This window comes from Larkinella ripae, assembly GCF_054780775.1.
The window spans coordinates 900,723-917,387 of sequence record NZ_BAAGVR010000028.1; the positions used below are offsets into that span (position 1 = coordinate 900,723).

Annotated in this window: 13 protein-coding genes; 8 read left to right on the top strand and 5 right to left on the bottom strand. The window is 51.1% G+C overall.

Annotated elements, in window-relative coordinates; translation table 11 throughout:
* Positions 1 to 257: 257 nt before the first annotated feature.
* Complete coding sequence (locus ACYVHX_RS25615) at positions 258 to 2,090, top strand: LTA synthase family protein (protein WP_460674543.1); 1,833 nt, start codon at positions 258 to 260, stop codon at positions 2,088 to 2,090.
* Between the two features lie 121 nt (positions 2,091 to 2,211).
* Positions 2,212 to 3,549, top strand: coding sequence for a tRNA (N(6)-L-threonylcarbamoyladenosine(37)-C(2))-methylthiotransferase MtaB (mtaB, locus tag ACYVHX_RS25620; RefSeq protein WP_460674544.1), 1,338 nt, complete (start codon positions 2,212 to 2,214; stop codon positions 3,547 to 3,549).
* Between the two features lie 197 nt (positions 3,550 to 3,746).
* Here mtaB and ACYVHX_RS25625 read toward each other — a convergent pair whose 3' ends face one another.
* The 3 genes from ACYVHX_RS25625 to ACYVHX_RS25635 form a co-directional block, all read right to left on the bottom strand.
* A complete protein-coding gene (locus tag ACYVHX_RS25625) occupies positions 3,747 to 5,075 on the bottom strand; it encodes an ammonium transporter (protein WP_460674545.1) in 1,329 nt (442 codons plus the stop codon).
* 70 nt (positions 5,076 to 5,145) lie between these two features.
* Entirely contained in the window at positions 5,146 to 6,369 is a 1,224-nt protein-coding gene (locus tag ACYVHX_RS25630; protein WP_460674546.1) for a porin, read from the bottom strand.
* A 347-nt stretch (positions 6,370 to 6,716) separates the two neighbouring features.
* On the bottom strand, positions 6,717 to 7,070 hold the full coding sequence (locus tag ACYVHX_RS25635) for a 4Fe-4S dicluster domain-containing protein (protein ID WP_460674547.1): 354 nt from the start codon (positions 7,068 to 7,070) through the stop codon (positions 6,717 to 6,719).
* A 186-nt stretch (positions 7,071 to 7,256) separates the two neighbouring features.
* On the opposite strand from ACYVHX_RS25635, the gene ACYVHX_RS25640 reads away from it, so the two are divergent.
* Positions 7,257 to 8,279, top strand: a complete 1,023-nt coding sequence (locus ACYVHX_RS25640) for an aldehyde dehydrogenase family protein (RefSeq protein WP_460674548.1) — start codon at positions 7,257 to 7,259, stop codon at positions 8,277 to 8,279.
* Positions 8,280 to 8,375: 96 nt separating this feature from the next.
* On the opposite strand, the gene ACYVHX_RS25645 is transcribed toward ACYVHX_RS25640, so the two are convergent.
* Entirely contained in the window at positions 8,376 to 9,092 is a 717-nt protein-coding gene (locus ACYVHX_RS25645) for a hypothetical protein (RefSeq protein WP_460674549.1), read from the bottom strand.
* Between the two features lie 124 nt (positions 9,093 to 9,216).
* On the opposite strand from ACYVHX_RS25645, the gene ACYVHX_RS25650 reads away from it, so the two are divergent.
* From ACYVHX_RS25650 to ACYVHX_RS25670, 5 genes are all read left to right on the top strand, one after another.
* Positions 9,217 to 9,798, top strand: coding sequence for an RNA polymerase sigma factor (locus ACYVHX_RS25650; protein WP_460674550.1), 582 nt, complete (start codon positions 9,217 to 9,219; stop codon positions 9,796 to 9,798).
* Positions 9,795 to 10,520, top strand: a complete 726-nt coding sequence (locus ACYVHX_RS25655; RefSeq protein ID WP_460674551.1) for a tetratricopeptide repeat protein — start codon at positions 9,795 to 9,797, stop codon at positions 10,518 to 10,520. The genes ACYVHX_RS25650 and ACYVHX_RS25655 overlap by 4 nt, the downstream gene beginning before the upstream one ends.
* Before the next feature lie 274 nt (positions 10,521 to 10,794).
* Entirely contained in the window at positions 10,795 to 11,505 is a 711-nt protein-coding gene (locus ACYVHX_RS25660) for a hypothetical protein (protein ID WP_460674552.1), read from the top strand.
* Positions 11,506 to 11,518: 13 nt separating this feature from the next.
* Positions 11,519 to 13,009 (top strand): S8 family serine peptidase, encoded by a 1,491-nt coding sequence (locus ACYVHX_RS25665; protein ID WP_460674553.1) that lies wholly within the window; start codon positions 11,519 to 11,521, stop codon positions 13,007 to 13,009.
* Between the two features lie 8 nt (positions 13,010 to 13,017).
* Positions 13,018 to 15,846: a CHAT domain-containing protein gene (locus ACYVHX_RS25670; RefSeq protein WP_460674554.1), complete on the top strand. Its 2,829-nt coding sequence runs from the start codon at positions 13,018 to 13,020 to the stop codon at positions 15,844 to 15,846.
* Here the strand turns inward: ACYVHX_RS25670 and ACYVHX_RS25675 are convergent.
* On the bottom strand, positions 15,840 to 16,637 hold the full coding sequence (locus ACYVHX_RS25675) for a glycoside hydrolase family 16 protein (RefSeq protein WP_460674555.1): 798 nt from the start codon (positions 16,635 to 16,637) through the stop codon (positions 15,840 to 15,842). The genes ACYVHX_RS25670 and ACYVHX_RS25675 overlap by 7 nt on opposite strands.
* Between the last annotated feature and the right edge of the window lie 28 nt (positions 16,638 to 16,665).

The window sequence follows — 16,665 nt, forward strand, 5'->3', positions numbered from 1 at the left end:
ATTTCCAAAAAATAACATTCATTTTAACCCTTTTTTCACGAAAAAATGTCAAAATTCACAAAAACTGGTTTCAAAACTTTGAAAATACGAGTTCTAGGAAAATAACTATTTCACAACAGTTTTGCACATACCATAGAACAAATTGCACGTACGGTAGACAGACGTTTCCCTCCTCAGCCTAACCGTTTATATAATAAGCATTTATCCCTAGTAAAAATCCTGTTATTTTTGCCGTAGGTTTTTATAACAGCAATCTAATGAAGCGTCGATTTGTTGTCCTGATTCTTTATCTATTGGGCTGGACCCTCTGGCTCCTGCTGGGTCGTATTCTATTCCTGGTTTATCAGCCTCAAACTGCCCAACTGGATGCCTCGACCGTGTTTGGTGTATTTGCCCACGGCCTCCGAATGGATCTCTCGACAGCCGGTTACCTGACGATTCTACCCGCCCTGCTGTTTGCCCTGCTTCCCAAATGGTCGCCAGCAAAAACGGCCCGGACCCTACGTATTCTAACGTTTCTGGAGCTGCTACTCGTTGCGACCATCACGGTTGCCGACCTGGAAGTGTTCCGAACCTGGGGCTTTCACCTGGACATTACGCCCCTGCATTACCTGAAATCCCCGCGCGAAGCGGCTGCGTCGGTCGGTGCATCACCCCTGCTCCTGCTGGCAAGCCTGTTTTTTGCCATGCTTTTTCTGGGCGATTTCTTTTTTCGTCAACTGGCTCAACGGTCCATTACCGGTTTTCGTCCGGTGACCGGATGGCTGGCCAGTCCGGTGCTTTTCCTGGCGTCGGCGTCGTTGATACTACCGATCCGGGGCGGTTTCCAACTGGCGCCGATGAACGTCAGTACTGTTTTTTTCTCCCCAATTGCCTTTGCAAACTACGCATCGGTCAGCCCACCCTGGAATTTTATGCAGTCCGTTCTGGAACGGAATAAATACGGGTCGAACCCATTCGCCTTTTTTCCAAAAGGGCGGGCCAACCGCACGGTCAAAACGCTCTTTCAGCCCGCTTCCAACAACCAGACCCTACTGACAACGCCAACGCCCAACGTGATCGTGATCGTTTGGGAAAGTTTTACGGCAAAATCTGTAGCTTCGCTGGGCGGACGAACGGGCATTACGCCCCAATTCGAAAAACTGGCACACGAAGGTCTGTATTTCAACCAGTTTTTCGCCAGTGGCGACCGGAGCGAAAAAGGATTGATTGCCTTGCTGAGTGGTTTTCCGGCCCAGGCAACGGCTTCGATCATGACCCTGCCGGCCAAAGCCGCCAAACTTCCCACCTTGGGCCAGAAATTTAAAAAAGCCGGTTATGAAACCTCCTTTTATTACGGCGGTGAAACGGAGTTTGCCAACATTAAATCGTACCTCTACCACAACCAGTTCGACCGGATTGTTTCCAAAACCGACTTTTCGCCCGGTGACTGGAATTCGAAATGGGGCGCTCACGATCATGTGGTTTACAACCGGATTCTGTCGGATCTGGACACTTCCCAAAAACCGTTCTTCGTTTCGTTATTTACGTTGAGCAGCCACGAGCCGTTTGAAGTGCCAATGCCGACGATTTTCCCCGGCACAGACGAAGAAGCTCTGTTTCTCAACTCCTTATATTACGCCGACCGGAGTTTGGGCGAATTTATTGCCCAGGCGAAAAAACAAGACTGGTGGTCGAACACGCTGGTGATTATTACCGCCGACCACGGCCACCGCTTACCGGTTTTGTCGTCCGACCGCGCGCGTGATTTTCACATTCCCATGCTTTGGCTGGGTGGAGCGCTGAAAGCAAAACCGCAGGTAATTGACCGAATCGGCTCACAAACCGATCTGGCTGCCACCTTGCTGCATCAATTGCGACTGGATTCGTCGGAGTTTAAATGGAGCCGCGATTTGTTGAATCCCCAAAACCGCCCCTTTGCTTATTTTGCGTTCAACAACGGTTTTGGCATCGTCCAAACCAATCGGCATCTGCTGTACGATAACACTAGCCGCCAGCTCATTTCCTCCACCGGAGCCATCGAAAAGCAGGACATCGAACTGGGTGAAGCGTACGAAGAGGAATCGTATCAGGATTTTTTGGATAAGTAGCTGCATTCATGACCAGAAGCTTGTGCGTTCTATATAATGTACGAGGAAAAGCCCTGCCCAAGCAGGTCCATCCGGTAGTCCGTGGGTGCTGTTCGGGAAAGTTTTTGTAATTTTGCGATCCATGAAAAAGATTGCCTTTTATACCCTCGGCTGCAAACTGAATTTCTCCGAAACCTCAACCCTGGCCCGAATACTGGAACAAAAGGGCTATGAGCGCGTGGAATTCAACCAAAAGCCGGATATTTTCATCATTAATACCTGCTCCGTTACCGACAATGCCGACAAGAAATGCCGGAAAATTGTGCGGGAAGCGCAACAGATCAATGCCGACGGGTACGTAGCCATTGTGGGCTGTTACGCCCAATTAAAACCGGACGAAATTGCCGGCATTCCCGGTGTCGATGCGGTTTTGGGAGCGGCCGAAAAATTCCGCCTGGCCGAACTACTGGGTGATTTCGTGAAAGAACCTACTGGCAAAGCCACAGTTTATAATTCGCCGATTGAAGAAGCCATTGAGTACCACGCTTCGTATTCGCTTAATGACCGCACGCGCACGTTCCTAAAAGTGCAGGACGGTTGTGATTATCCCTGCGCGTATTGCACGATTCCGCTGGCGCGCGGTAACAGCCGGAGCGACACCATTGCTAATGTGCTGCGGGCCGCCCGCGAAATTGCGGCCCGGGGCGTGAAAGAAATTGTGCTGACGGGCGTCAACATCGGTGATTTTGGCGCCAATCCGAAAACCGGCCCGGAAAATGAAACGTTTTTGGAACTGATTCAGGCGCTGGACGAAATTGAGGGAATTGAACGCTTCCGGATTTCATCGATCGAGCCCAATTTACTGACCGACGCCATTATTGAATTTGTTGCACAATCCCAGCGGTTCGTTCCCCATTTTCACGTTCCGCTGCAATCGGGCTCCAACCGGGTACTGGCGCTGATGCGCCGTCGGTACAAGCGCGAACTGTACGTCGATCGGGTCAATAAAATTAAGGCACTGATGCCGCATGCCTGCATCGGAGTCGATGTGATCGTTGGCCATCCGGGAGAAACCGACGAAGCTTTTCTGGAAACCTACGAATTTCTAAACCAATTGCCGGTGTCTTACCTGCACGTCTTTACGTATTCCGAACGTCCGAACACCCACGCGCTGACCATTCAGCCGGTTGTGTCCCCGGCGAAGCGGGCCGAACGCTCCAGGATGCTGCATAGTCTGTCCGATAAGAAAAGGCGGTTTTTCTACGAACAGCAGGTGGGTCGGGAAGCCAGCGTTTTGTTTGAAGAAGCGGTTGAAAACGGCCAGATGCTGGGCTTCACCGAAAATTACGTGCGTGTTACGGCCGTCTACGATCCCCTTCTGATCAACGAAACCAAACCGGTGCGGCTGACGGGCCTGAACGCAGCCGGTTTAATGGAAGCGACTGAACAAGAGCCGACCCCGGCGCTTCTTCATCACTAACATGTGTTAATTTTAAATGTAGAATGCTGAATGACGAATGTAAAAGGGGAATATTACACCACCTTTTACATTCAATATTCAGCGCTTGACATGTAAAATTCCCTTCAAAAAAGAAGGTATCCGTCAAAGACAGATACCTTCATCGAGTACAACAAAACCACAGGCAACCCCTGTGGCTCTGTCATAATATCTTGAGCCTAGGCATCAACCAGGTATTCATCGTGCTGGCTGACATCCAGACCAACTTTCTCATCTTCAAGGCTCACCCGCAGCGGCAGGATAGCGTTGGTAACAATCAGAAGGACGTACGAAGCAACAAAAGCGAAAACCGATACGATCACCAGCGCCATCATGTGCGTCAGGAACAGTTTGGTGTCACCAAAAGCCAGCCCTTCGTCAACTACGGCGGAATTAACGCCTTTGGAAGCGAAAATACCCGTCATGACCATGCCGACCATACCACCAACCCCGTGGCAGGGAAATACGTCCAGCGTATCATCCAGCGTTGATTTTGTGCGCAGGTGGGCCACAAAGTTGCTGATGATGGCCGCTATGGTTCCGATGAAAATGGAAGTCGGGATCGTAACAAAACCGGCGGCTGGCGTAATGGCCACCAGACCGACAACCGCCCCGATTGCGAAGCCCAGACCGGAGACTTTCTTGCCTTTCGCAGCATCAAACAACACCCAGCTCAAACCGGCCGCAGCAGCCGCCGTGTTCGTGGTTGCAAAAGCCGAAGCCGCCAGCGGAGTGGCACCAACTGCCGAACCGGCGTTGAAACCGAACCAGCCAAACCACAGCAGACCCGTGCCCAACAGCACGAAAGGAATGTTGGCCGGGGGGAAATAATTTGATTCAGCGTGTGATTTACGACGTTTCAGGTAGAGTGCGCCCGCCAGAGCCGCCCAGCCCGCCGACATGTGAACGACCGTTCCACCGGCGAAGTCCAGAACCCCCAGTTTGAACAGGAAGCCATCCGGGTGCCAGGTCATGTGCGCCAGCGGAGTGTATACCACCAGGCTGAACAGAATCATAAAAAGAACGTACGATTTAAAGTTAACCCGTTCGGCCATCGAACCCGTTACCAGGGCGGGGGTAATCATGGCAAATTTCAGTTGAAAGAAAGCGAACACAACCAGGGGAACCGTAGCCGCCAGCGGCCAGGGTTTACCATCGAGTACGCCATTGAACATGAAGAACGTGGCGGGGTTACCGATAAACCCGCCAATATCGTCACCAAAGGCCAGGCTGAAACCAACAACAACCCAAAGGATACTGATCACTCCCATCGCGATGAAACTTTGCAGCATCGTCGAGATCACGTTTTTGTTGTTCACCATGCCTCCGTAGAAGTAGGCCAAACCAGGCGTCATCAACAAGACCAGAGCCGCGGAAACCAGCATCCAGGCGGTATCGCCAGAGTCGATTCCTTCGGTTACGATGGTGGTCGGAACCGATGGAAAAACAACTCCCAACACACTGACAATCAGCAATAGGATAAGCGGTAAGTAAGACGGTTTTTGCATGATACCAAAATGGTTTTAGTTGTACATTAAGTCGGGTACGGTCCGGGGTAGACCGGTGTGGGGTTGCGTATTAAAACTTGTAAATAAAGGCCAGGCCAAGCGTTGACTGCGAAGATTTGGTGAAACCGCCATCGCTGTCTTCAAATTGTTGGGCTTCGGCACCACCCGAAGCGGGTTTGGCGTAGCTGTCGATCCGGAATTCCGGTTTAATCAGCAGGTTTCCGTCGGCCGCCGTGATGTTACCCGTCAGCGTGATCGAGTTAACACTCGTTCCACTGCCCAGTGAATTGCGCAGAGCCCGTGCGCCGTCGCTGTTGTCGAAGTATTCGTAGCGGGCTCCCAGACCAAATTTGCCGGTAAAGGCGTAATTGGTATACAGTGCAAAACCGCTCCAGGTAGACGTGCCGGTTTTGACCGGTGCATAGCCCTGAAAATCGGCTTTCTGCGAGCCGATCGCGGCATTCAGTCCCAGATAAAATTTCTCGGTGATTTGGTAGGTTGTCGTCAGGTCGAACACCGAATACATGCCCTTCACTTTGTTGCCCAGTGAATCCGGGTTGGCTTCGTTGCTTACAATCCCGTTCAGGTACACATTCCAGCCCGATGCGGGTGCGAAAAACAACTGACCGATGATGCCTTTGGATTTGTTGTTATCTCTCCAGCTATCCACGTTGTTGACGATCCCGAGCATCAACGAAGCTTTATCGCTGAAGGCGTAGGTGCCTTTAATTCCCGTGTGGTAGAACGGGCCGTTGTTAAAGAGGTTTGAGAGCGAGTAGTTGTAGTTGACGGGAGCATCAATGACTTCATACCCGATGTGTGTTCCGAACTGTCCGACCATAATGGCGAATTTGTCCGACGTCTTCCAGTTGATATAAGCCTGCTTGATGGCGAGTGAAGTAGAACCGGGTCCCAGTGAACCCACCAGGTTTCCGTAGTTGCCTAGGTCGGCATTCGGACCGAAGGTCAAATCCAGAACGGCGTCAACTTTGTCGGTGCTGTAACCGATTTTCGTCTGGATGAGTCCCAATGAAATCTGTCCGGCGCGTTGATCGAATACCCGGGCGGTCCCGGCTACCCCCAAATTACTGCCCGAACGAGGGTTATTAAAATTACCGCTATAATACGTATCGATGTAACCAGAGAACGTGAATTTGCCTTTGTTCTCAGGTTCCGGCTCAGGGGTTGCACTCGCAACAACCTCTTGCGGCTTCGAGGTGCTCGGAGAGGTCTCCTGAGCTTTGGACAATAAAAAGGAAAACGAACAACATACCAGTAAAACAGTTTTCTTCATAATTTTCTTTGGTTTGTTCGAGGACAAATGAGATCGTTAAATTGTTTTACAAATATTATGTACGATCTGTTATTTTCCAAGTTATAAGTTAAAATTTATAGCATTTTTCTGAAAAAAGGAATTTATTTTATCAAAACAGGTTTAAAATTCTCCCATTTTTCTCATTTATTACGTATTTTCCATTTATATCATATTTTGAATTAGCCATAAAATGTAAAATATCATAAAGATTCCCCCTTGTATTCGACTTCAATTAATTGTAGGAATAATTCAATTTTCTTAATGCGGGGGCAAAAAAAATCCCGGATCGATGATCCGGGATTTTTCTGATGTATGTAGGGAGTCAATCAGACGGCTTCGGCGTGCAGCCAGGCTTTTTTCGCCAGTAAAGTTTCTTCGTCTTCCACGACATCCGGATCGGGGACACAGCAGTCGACCGGACAAACGGCAGCGCACTGGGGTTCTTCATGGAAACCAACGCATTCCGTGCATTTATCAGAAACGATGTAGTAAAATTCGTCGGACACCGGATTTTGCGGATCTTTACCGTTGACTACCGTACCATCACCGAAATCGACGACATCCAATTCCGTCCCTCCGCTCCAGGTCCATTCCACACCGCCTTCGTAAATAGCCGTGTTCGGACATTCGGGTTCGCAGGCACCGCAATTGATGCACTCATCTGTGATCATGATCGCCATTTGCAGGTAGAAATTTAATGATTCGTATGTTGTTCAATCTTCCGGCCCGAAGATCGTCGCCATACCAAACCGTTGCTTGTTAAAATGAAACGCTAATTGAATAACAAATATAATTATTTAAAGGTTGGCGACAAACTATAATTTATTTTTGCCGGTTCACTACTAGTATATGTCTTCTTTCAGCCGATGAATTTATCCGAGCGAGTTGCCACGTTTGTCCAGTTGGGAAACGATTTAAAAAACCCCGAAAATGCCGCAGAATGGCAGGAAATTGCCGAAAAAGCTTTTTATGCCAATCATTGGTTTACGCCCGAAAATACCCTTCGATCCCTGCAGGCCATTGCCGATGAGTACCTGAATGAAGAAAAGTTATCGGCATGGATTAAAGGTTATAACGTCAATGCGGAATCGCCTAAAAATGTGGGCGTTGTCATGGCGGGCAATATTCCGGCGGTTGGCTTTCACGATTTGCTGTGCGTTCTGTTGAGCGGTCACCGCCTGCTGGCCAAATTAAGTACCCCAGATTTTGTACTAATCAATTATTTTATTAAAAAAATCATTGAAATCAATCCTGAATTTGCCGAATTCATTCAGATCAGTGAACGGTTGAATCAGGCTGATGCCTTTATTGCAACCGGCAGTTCCAATTCGGCCCGGTATTTTGAGTACTACTTTTCCAAAAAACCGCACATTATTCGTCGCAACAGGTCGTCGGTGGCCGTTCTGACCAACCGCGAAAACCGGGAGGATCTGAATGCGCTGGGCCACGACATCCTCGATTATTTTGGCCTGGGGTGCCGGAACGTGTCTACTTTGCTGGTTCCGGACCACTATGATTTTATTCCGCTGTTGCAGGAACTGGAACCGTGGTTTCCCCAATTCACCAGCCACCATAAATACAATAACAATTACGACTACAACAAGTCCATTTATCTGATCAACAGCGTACCACACCTGGACAACGGTTTTTTGATGGTTACGGCCAACGAAAATCTGGTCTCTCCTATTTCGACGGTGTATTATCAAACGTATTCGGATTTGCCAGCGCTGGAAGAAAAGCTCCGTTCCGTATCGGCCAGTATCCAGTGCATTGCATCAAAAGACGGTTTTTATCCGGGTAGTGTGCCGCTGGGAACAACCCAGCACCCCGGCCTGAGCGATTACGCCGATGGGGTGGACACGATGGCGTTTTTAGTAACCTTAACATAAAGGAATGTAAAATAGAAAGTTCCGGGAGGCCAGTCTGGCTTCCCGGAAACTCAACTACTAACCTATAATGAAGGTCGATGGTGTGGATAATCCCGTTTATTTTGCCACTAAACCATTTGTATCTCCGGCCGTTTTGGATTTGGTGGTAATCAATACCTGTGAAGGCTGGTAGCTCAGTGTGATCAGGTCGCTAAAGGTTGGCTTTGTTTCCCAGACCTTGCTGATCTGCACCCGGTAATCCCCCATTGGCATGTTCCCCATTCTAAAGCGATACGTGCATTGGAGCCGGTTGTTGTATTCCTGAGCCACAACATACCCTTTTGAATTCAGCACTTCGATCCGCACCCGCTCCTGCTTCGGATTGTACAGAAAGAGCGTGATATAAGCATCAAAACCATCGGCGGCCGGAACAATTCGGGCCATTAAATCCGCGGGTGATGCCTTGCGTTCGGCGTCCATGACCCGTAATCGTTCCCGGGCGATGCGCGGGTTTTCAGTGTTAGCCGGCAACGAGACCGACCGAACATGGGATGGCTGCGGCTGATTCTGGGTTACTTTGACCAGGGCTTCGTCCAGCCGCCGAACATTCCGTTTCGTAAGCTTGACGAGTTGTTTCGGTAGCGTCTCCTGATACAGCAACTGCCGATCAGCATTGAAATACCGGATTGCCGTGCCGTTGGTCTTGTAATCCGTTGTTACCTCCCAGTACGCACGGCGGTCGCTGGGGTCCGCACGGTAGTACGCATTCGTTTGTGCCCGTAAAAAACCGGTCGAGAGCAGGCCGACAAGTGAAATACACAAAAATGTTTTCATGGTGTGGATAGAAGTTAGTACGACCTCTTAGTCGGGCAACTTTGTTTTTTGGTAACATCTGCACCTAAAAAATTGAAAACCAAGCATTTTTCGGCATATTTGGCTAGAGCTTCTCCTTCTCCAAATGGCGTTTTTCGGTCGTCACCCAACGGATTCAGATCTAATTGCCGGACTAAAAGCCGACGGTGTTCAACGTCGGCAAGCCGAAGATCGCCTGTACCTGAAATACCAGTACATGATTGGTGATGGCGTCCGTAAACACCGGTTGGACGAAGAGGACTGTGCCAGTGCGTATTCCGATACCATTTTAAGTGTTATTGACAATGTCCGCCGTGGCAAGTTTGAAGGCCGTTCGGAACTGAAAACCTATCTTTATCAGATCTTTACCAACAAGTGCATTGACCTGATTCGAAAAAAGTCAACCCAGCGGGACCGGGTTCATGACGCCGTTTCGCTGGATAATTCGTTGTTGCAACTGCCCGAAACGGCCCGCTCCATGATTGAGCAATTGATCGCGCAAAGTGATGTTGACCGGTTGCGGGCGCTCATCGGGCAATTGGGCGATAAATGCCGTGAAATCCTGTTGGCCTGGGGAGAAGGCTATTCCGACGAAGAGATAGCCTTGCAAATGCATTACAACACCGCTTCGGTTGCCAAAACCAGCCGCCTGAGGTGTATCGAACGATTACGGACCCTCTACCGATGAACGAGCTGGAACGCATCGACGATTATTTTTCCGGACGGTTGTCGTCCGAGGATCGGGCGCGTTTTGAGATGGAAATGCAAAGCGATCCGTCGCTGGCCGAAGCAGTCGCATTTTATACGATGACCCACCGGGCCGCCCAGGCCGAAGCCCGGACCCAGCGAAAAGCCGAACTGGATGCGCTTCGCAGCCGGTCCGCCCGTGTTCAACCCCTGCCCATTAGATCGCTGATTGCGCTGGCGGCAAGTGTCATTTTGATTGTAGGCTTAGGCGTTTACTGGTTGTTTCACCGGCAAGCCGCATCGCCCACGGAACTAGCCGATCAGTACATTACGGAAAAATACAGTCAGTTGTCGGGAACCCTCAGCGGACAGACCGATAGTTTGCAAACCGGAATTTCATTGTATAACCGGGGGGATTTCCAGGCGGCAGGGGCGGTTTTTAAAAGGCTATTGGTTAGCCAACCCGATAATGACCGGGTTCTGCAATTCGCCGGTTTGGCGGCTCTGCAAACCGGGCAGTACGATCAGGCCATCGAACTCTTTCACCGCCTGGGCACACGCACCGATTTATTCGCCAATCCGGGTCTTTTCCTCGAAGCGCTCTCCCGGCTGAAACGCGGTCAGCCGACGGATCAAATTCAGGCAGAGACGCTGTTAAAAACCGTCGTTCAACAGAATCTGGACGGAAAAGCGGAAGCGGAAAAACTGCTTAAGACGATGTAAAAGTTTTCGGTTTACGGTTTTCGATTTACAGTTTACGGTTTTCAGTTCACGGTTTACAGTTTACGGGTTTCCATTCTTGGTTTTGCCAGGTTTTCTGGCTTTCGGCCTGATTACTCCGCTGAAACCAAAAACCGTATACCGAAAACCGTAAACCGCATATCACCTGAATTTTCAGACACGCTGTTCGCGGAAACGGCGGCAATACCGACTAAGGCAGTATGCTTGGTGATGGGATGAATTATCGCCAAGCAAGCTTCTATCCACACTGCCCGTCATGAACGATCTTGAACACATCGAGGATTATTTCGCCGGGCGGTTACCATCCCCTAACCGGGCCCGCTTTGAAACCCGGTTACAGGACGACCCAGCCTTTGCAAAAACCGTAGCCTTCTACCTGCTGGCCCGCCAGGTCGCCCGGGCTGAAGCGCAACGCCGGATAAAACCGTTGCCCGTCCGTCGAACGCCAGCCTGGCGAGTGGTTGCCCTTGCCGCCAGCCTGGCGGTGATCATCGGGCTGAGTTTGTATGTGCGAATCTGGGAAAAACCGACCACGGTCGGCGACCTGGCCGACCAGTATGTAACCGAACAGGTCAGCCAGCTTCCGATCAACTTGGATGGCCAAACCGACAGCCTGAAAATTGGGGCCTCCTATTTTAATCACGGCGCGTTCAAAAAAGCTGAAGCGGTTTTTGAAGCAATCCTCCAGTGGACTCCCGCGCACCCGGAAGCGCTAAAATTTGCCGGTCTTGTATCCCTCCGTTTACAAAATTACGACCAAGCAATCAATCATTTTCACCAATTGGGTCGGCAAACGGATCTCTACGCCAATCCCGGTTTTTACCTGGAAGCGCTCGCTCGTTTGAAGCGCGGCCAACCGATGGATAAAAACCGGGCGAAAAAATTGTTACTGACTGTTATTCAGCACAATTTAGACGGAAAGGCGGAAGCGGAACAGTTAGTGAATCGATTGGAATCAACTTACTAACCACGTATCAATTATGCGCATCACCCATGCTTTGCTCTGCCTCGGTTTGGCGACTTCCTCCTTCCTTTCCTGCACTTCTAAAGCCTGGTTAGGCAATTATCCACAGGCTGATTTTAATCCCGACCAGAACATCATCCTGTTTCGCTCGGATTCTTCCGGTGCGGGGGTTCGTCCCATGCCGGTAGCGACCCAACTCGCCATGATTCGGAAGGCCAACCAGGTGCTGAAAGTTGCAGGAAAAGACACCATTCGGGTAAAAAGCTGGTGTCCGTGCGATAGCTCGCTCGTCCTGCTGGAAGGAAAAGACATCAGCAACCTGAACATCAATGGCAAAGAAATGGCTTCCAACACTCGCCCGAATGACCACGTGGAAGGCCGACCACCGTTCGACGATATAAAATTCAACAGGGCCAATAATACGCTGGATTGGCCGCAACTGATTGGCGACGGCTCTCCCAACTACGTCCTTTCCTTGCCGTACGATGCCAGTCGTGACACCCACAAACCGCCCTTCCTCAACTTTAGTTTACCCACCCGACCCGCCGACGGATCATTCATTATTGCCATTACCGATACCGGGATTCAACCGGAGCTTTATCCAGCCATTAAACCGTACATGTGGATTAATCCGAACGCGGGAGCCAGCGGAGATACGGATCGAAACGGGTTGACCGACGACCGGGTTGGCTGGGATTTTGTCAACAATTCCAGAATTCCCTACGACAGCAACGGCCACGGAACGCTTGTTACCTCGCTGGTTCATGAGCAATTGCTGAGCAACGAATGGGCCCGCCGGAACGTCCGGTTTATGTTTCTTAAAACGTACGATAAAGAAGGGAAAGGGCTGCTCTTCAACAACCTCTGCGCACTTTCCTACGCCGAACAGAAACGGGCGCGAATCGTAAATGCAAGCTGGGGCTTTTACGGACTTCAACCCAGCGCCTTGCTGGGCTATTTCCTCAACGAACTGAAAGCCAATCAGATCACTTTTGTTGCGGCCGCCGGCAATGAAGTCCCAAAGCTTGAAAAAAAGTTTTTAGGCATCATTCCGTACAACTACCGCGATTTGAAGGTAAATCCATTCTGGCCCGCCAATTACAGCAAAACCCACACCAATGTCGTGACGGTTACGACGGTGCATCCAACGGAAATGGGTTCACCAAAAAATCGAATCTATAAAGACTTTGAGACCTGCAAGGATCAGAATTATTCGGATCAGTACGTCAGCCTGGGGGTGTTCAATAATGGGAATCCCCCGGCCCTACTTAGTTTTTGCGAGGTGCAAGATATCACCTATCCCACCGGGGCAAAACCCAAAACCGGATCATCGTTTGCCACGCCGGTCGTCACCGGTCGGTTGGTCAGCAAGCTGGGTCAAACCTGGCGCACCAATGTCCGTGGTAAACTGATTCAGGATTTAGGCGGAACGGCCGCGAACGGTTTGGTGGCTGACCCGGGCTTAAAGGATAAAATCGATCAAAGCTTATACATTCTCCGAAAATGATTCAGTAAATGATGAGAATAACCCGGTCATCCTGCAAAGTCGTTACCCGGTTTTGCCAATCGTTTCGTTGGCAAGGGTGGCGGCTTTGCGTGGTTTGGGCAATCATCCTTGCGGTTTTATTCATTCCGCATTTCGTCAATGCCCAGTGCCCGTCTCCCGAAATCATTCGTTCTCAGTTCGAGAGCCTGATGACCTTGCCAAAGGAGCAGCAAGCCGGCGGTTTCTGGCAGCTTGCCCGAACCTGTGAGCGCTGCGGCCAAAACCGGGACTCCACGTACGCAAAAATCTGGCACCGGTTGGGGGTCCTGGCCAACGGCCGAAAAGAGTACGTAAAAGCCATTGCGTACACCCGGAAAGCGATTTCGGTCAACTCCCGACGGCGGGCCGATACCAGTCCTTTGGGACTGGCAAAAAGTATGTTTAACCTGGGTGAAATGTACCGAAATATTCAGGATGAACGGACGGCCCGCCTGATCCTTCAGAAGTACGTACAGCTGGGCAGTCGCTTTCCGGACCGGTATAAACAGGTGGCTACGGCCTATTGGGAACTGGCGAATTTGTTTTTTAAGGAATCAGATTACCAGAAAGCAATTCACCAGGCTGAATTAGGTGTCTCCTTTGCCGAACGGATTGGCGATTCTAACCTGGTTGCGGCCAATTTGACCGAAAAAGCCAACAGTTTGAAAGAACTGGGCGATTACCAGCAAGCCTTCCTCGTCGTCCGGCAGATCATCCGGGTTTTCGGCGATCAACCGGCGCCGTCGATTGAATTAGCCAATGCGTATTCCGCTCTAGCCAGCGTTTTGGGCCGTTTGAACCGCATTGAAGAAGCCCGGAAGGCGTACGAAAAAGCCTACGACGTCCATACTCAAATTGAAAATCCGCTGGGCCAGTCGGAGGTGACCTCCAACATCGGTTTTTTGTACGACAATTACCTGAAACAGTACGACAAGGCGCTTACGTTTTACCAGAAGGCGCTGCACCTCATCGGCAATGATCAATTTGGCCGGGTCCGGATTCTAAGCAACATCGGGGAGATTTACTGGCGCAAGCAGCACTACCCAACCGCTTTAACCTACTTTCGGGTTGCGCTGGACAGTCTGCATTTTAACGACCGGCAAAAACCGTCAACCCTCACCGAGGCCATTCGGCTGATTCCGTACAAAGAGTACCTGCTAAGCGTCATCCAAAATAAAGCGTATACCTGGCTTGATTACGCCAAAAGCCGCACCCAGCCCAACAAAAACCAGCTCCGGCAGGCGCTGAAAAGTTTCCAGCTGGCCGATCAGGTCATCGACGTCATGCGGTTTGAGCAGTCCGGTCAGCAATCCAAACTCTACTGGCGGCAAAATACGCACAGCATGTACGAGCGCGCCATTGAAGCGGCTTACCTGTCGAACAACAGCGAGCTGGCGTTCCATTTTTTCGAGAAAAGTCGGGCGGTTTTACTCAGCGACAAACTCAATGAACTCGGTGCGCGTCAGCAGTTGCCCCCCCAAAGAGCGCAGCAGGAACAGACCATGCGCCAGACGATCAGCGAATTACAAACAGCTCTGGCCGAACTGAAACCCGGTAATCGACCGTACGATTCAACCAAAACGGCCCTGCTGACCGAGCAGGAAAAACTGGACGCCTTCCTTAAACAAACGGAGCAGGAAAATCCAGCTTATTACCGGTACAAATACGACAATGCCGTTCCATCCCTGGACCGGGTTCAGCGCTGGCTCACCGACCGGAAATCCACGCTGGTGGCGTATTTTGTGGGCGATCGTGCACTCTATATTCTTTCCGTTGCGCCCACCGAAACCAGGCTGCTGCGTCAGCCGATCGACGCGTATCAAAAAACCGTCCAGGCGTTTCTGCCGCTTTGTGCCACCAGTCAGCAAAACCGCCATTTCGGGCAATTCGTCAGGCTCAGCAACCGGGTTTACAATCAGTTGATCAAACCGATTCATCTTTCAACCGAGCGCGTGGTTGTTTCCCCGGATTTTCACTTCATCCCATTTGAAACCCTCAGCCAGTCCGCCGACCAGCCCGATTTTCTTCTTTATCGTCACGCTTTTAGCTACGGCTATTCGGCTACGGTTTTGCTGAAAGAACCAGCGGTTTCCACCCCGAGCAGCGCCGAATTTCTGGGCATGGCGCCCGTCAGGTTCAACGCCCAGCTTCAGCAGGCAACGCTGCCGGGTTCCAATCAGGTGCTGGCAAACATCAGTAATTTATTCAGCCGACCAACCGTCCTGACCAACCAATTCGCCACCCGCCGGGCTTTCCGGACCCTGGCGCCGAACTTCCAGGTCGTGCAGTTGTTTACCCACGCCGACGCCGACAGCATTGGCCGGGAGCCCCTCCTCTATTTTGCCGATTCGACCCTGCGACTTTCGGAGCTGACCGATGACCATCCGTACCAAACCCAGCTCATTGCCTTGTCGGCCTGCAAAACCAACATTGGCATCAATCAACAGGGCGAGGGCATTTTTAGTCTGGCCCGCGGTTTTGCGTCGCTCGGTATTCCCAGCGTTTTGACCACCCTCTGGAGCGTTGAAGATCAGGCCACTTACCAGCTAACGGAGCGGTTTTACCGGCATTTAAGCGAAGGGCTTCCGAAAGATCTGGCGCTCCAGAAAGCCAAACGCGACTGGCTGCAAACGGCTTCCCGCACCGATCAGTTGCCTTACCGCTGGGCGGGGATGATTCTGGTCGGCAATACTGAACCGCTTCCCGTTTTTGGCCTTTCGCACTGGTGGCTGGTCGGTGGTGGGCTCGTGACGCTGGTACTCCTTGCGGGTTTCTGGCAATGGCGTAGGCGAAACCATCAACGCCCGCCGGTTTATTGATATACCCGCACGTAATCAATCGCCATGCGTTGCGGCCAGATCGACTCATCGACGCCTTTTTGTCCACCCCAGTCGCCACCAACGGCCACGTTCAGAATCAGGTAAAAAGGCTGGTCGAGCGGCCATTGCTCGTAACTGCTGCCGGTTTCCTGTTTGGTGATCGTAAAGTATTTTTCGTTATCAATCAGGAAGTCAATTTTGTCGGCCGTCCAGTCGATGGAATAAATGTGGAAATCCTGCGTGGCCCCCGGGAGTTTTTTGATGCCGGTTTTATGGGTGTTTTTGGTATGGTTGTAGGCTTCCGTGTGAATGGTGCCGTGAATCTGGTCTTCGTTGAAACCGACATGCTCCATGATGTCGATCTCACCGTCGAGGGGCCATTTTAGGGGCGTTTTGGTGCTCAGCATCCAGATGGCCGGCCACGTACCGCGCCCTTTCGGCAATTTGGCCCGGACGTCGATTCGGCCGTACTGCCACTCGCCCGTGCCTTTTGTGACTAATTTGGCCGAGGTGTAATCCCGGTTTTCGTGCTTCTCTTTCCGGGCTTCAAGAATCAGAAAGCCGTTTTCCACCCGGGCGTTTTCCGGGCGGGAACTCCGGTAGAACTGCAACTCATTGTTGCCAAAACCGCTGCCGCCCACCTCATAGTTCCACCGGGCCGGATCGGGCAAACCGGGTTTGTCAAACTCGTCGGACCAGACTAGTTTACGATCAGCGGTTTTTGCCACCGGTTCGGAAAATTGACAGGCGATCAAAACCGCCAGAATCAGGGTTGAAAAGAGGGTTTTCATGGGTTCAAAAGGTATAGGTCATCATCAG

What these genes read in the sequence shown, in the direction of transcription:
- ACYVHX_RS25650 (WP_460674550.1), top strand. Translation starts at nt 9,217, where the DNA reads ATGGCGTTTTTCGGTCGTCACCCAACGGATTCAGATCTAATTGCCGGA.
- ACYVHX_RS25645 (WP_460674549.1), bottom strand. Translation starts at nt 9,092, where the DNA reads ATGAAAACATTTTTGTGTATTTCACTTGTCGGCCTGCTCTCGACCGGT.
- ACYVHX_RS25640 (WP_460674548.1), top strand. Translation starts at nt 7,257, where the DNA reads ATGAATTTATCCGAGCGAGTTGCCACGTTTGTCCAGTTGGGAAACGAT.
- mtaB (WP_460674544.1), top strand. Translation starts at nt 2,212, where the DNA reads ATGAAAAAGATTGCCTTTTATACCCTCGGCTGCAAACTGAATTTCTCC.
- ACYVHX_RS25655 (WP_460674551.1), top strand. Translation starts at nt 9,795, where the DNA reads ATGAACGAGCTGGAACGCATCGACGATTATTTTTCCGGACGGTTGTCG.
- ACYVHX_RS25665 (WP_460674553.1), top strand. Translation starts at nt 11,519, where the DNA reads ATGCGCATCACCCATGCTTTGCTCTGCCTCGGTTTGGCGACTTCCTCC.
- ACYVHX_RS25630 (WP_460674546.1), bottom strand. Translation starts at nt 6,369, where the DNA reads ATGAAGAAAACTGTTTTACTGGTATGTTGTTCGTTTTCCTTTTTATTG.
- ACYVHX_RS25670 (WP_460674554.1), top strand. Translation starts at nt 13,018, where the DNA reads ATGATGAGAATAACCCGGTCATCCTGCAAAGTCGTTACCCGGTTTTGC.
- ACYVHX_RS25615 (WP_460674543.1), top strand. Translation starts at nt 258, where the DNA reads ATGAAGCGTCGATTTGTTGTCCTGATTCTTTATCTATTGGGCTGGACC.
- ACYVHX_RS25660 (WP_460674552.1), top strand. Translation starts at nt 10,795, where the DNA reads ATGAACGATCTTGAACACATCGAGGATTATTTCGCCGGGCGGTTACCA.
- ACYVHX_RS25635 (WP_460674547.1), bottom strand. Translation starts at nt 7,070, where the DNA reads ATGGCGATCATGATCACAGATGAGTGCATCAATTGCGGTGCCTGCGAA.
- ACYVHX_RS25675 (WP_460674555.1), bottom strand. Translation starts at nt 16,637, where the DNA reads ATGAAAACCCTCTTTTCAACCCTGATTCTGGCGGTTTTGATCGCCTGT.
- ACYVHX_RS25625 (WP_460674545.1), bottom strand. Translation starts at nt 5,075, where the DNA reads ATGCAAAAACCGTCTTACTTACCGCTTATCCTATTGCTGATTGTCAGT.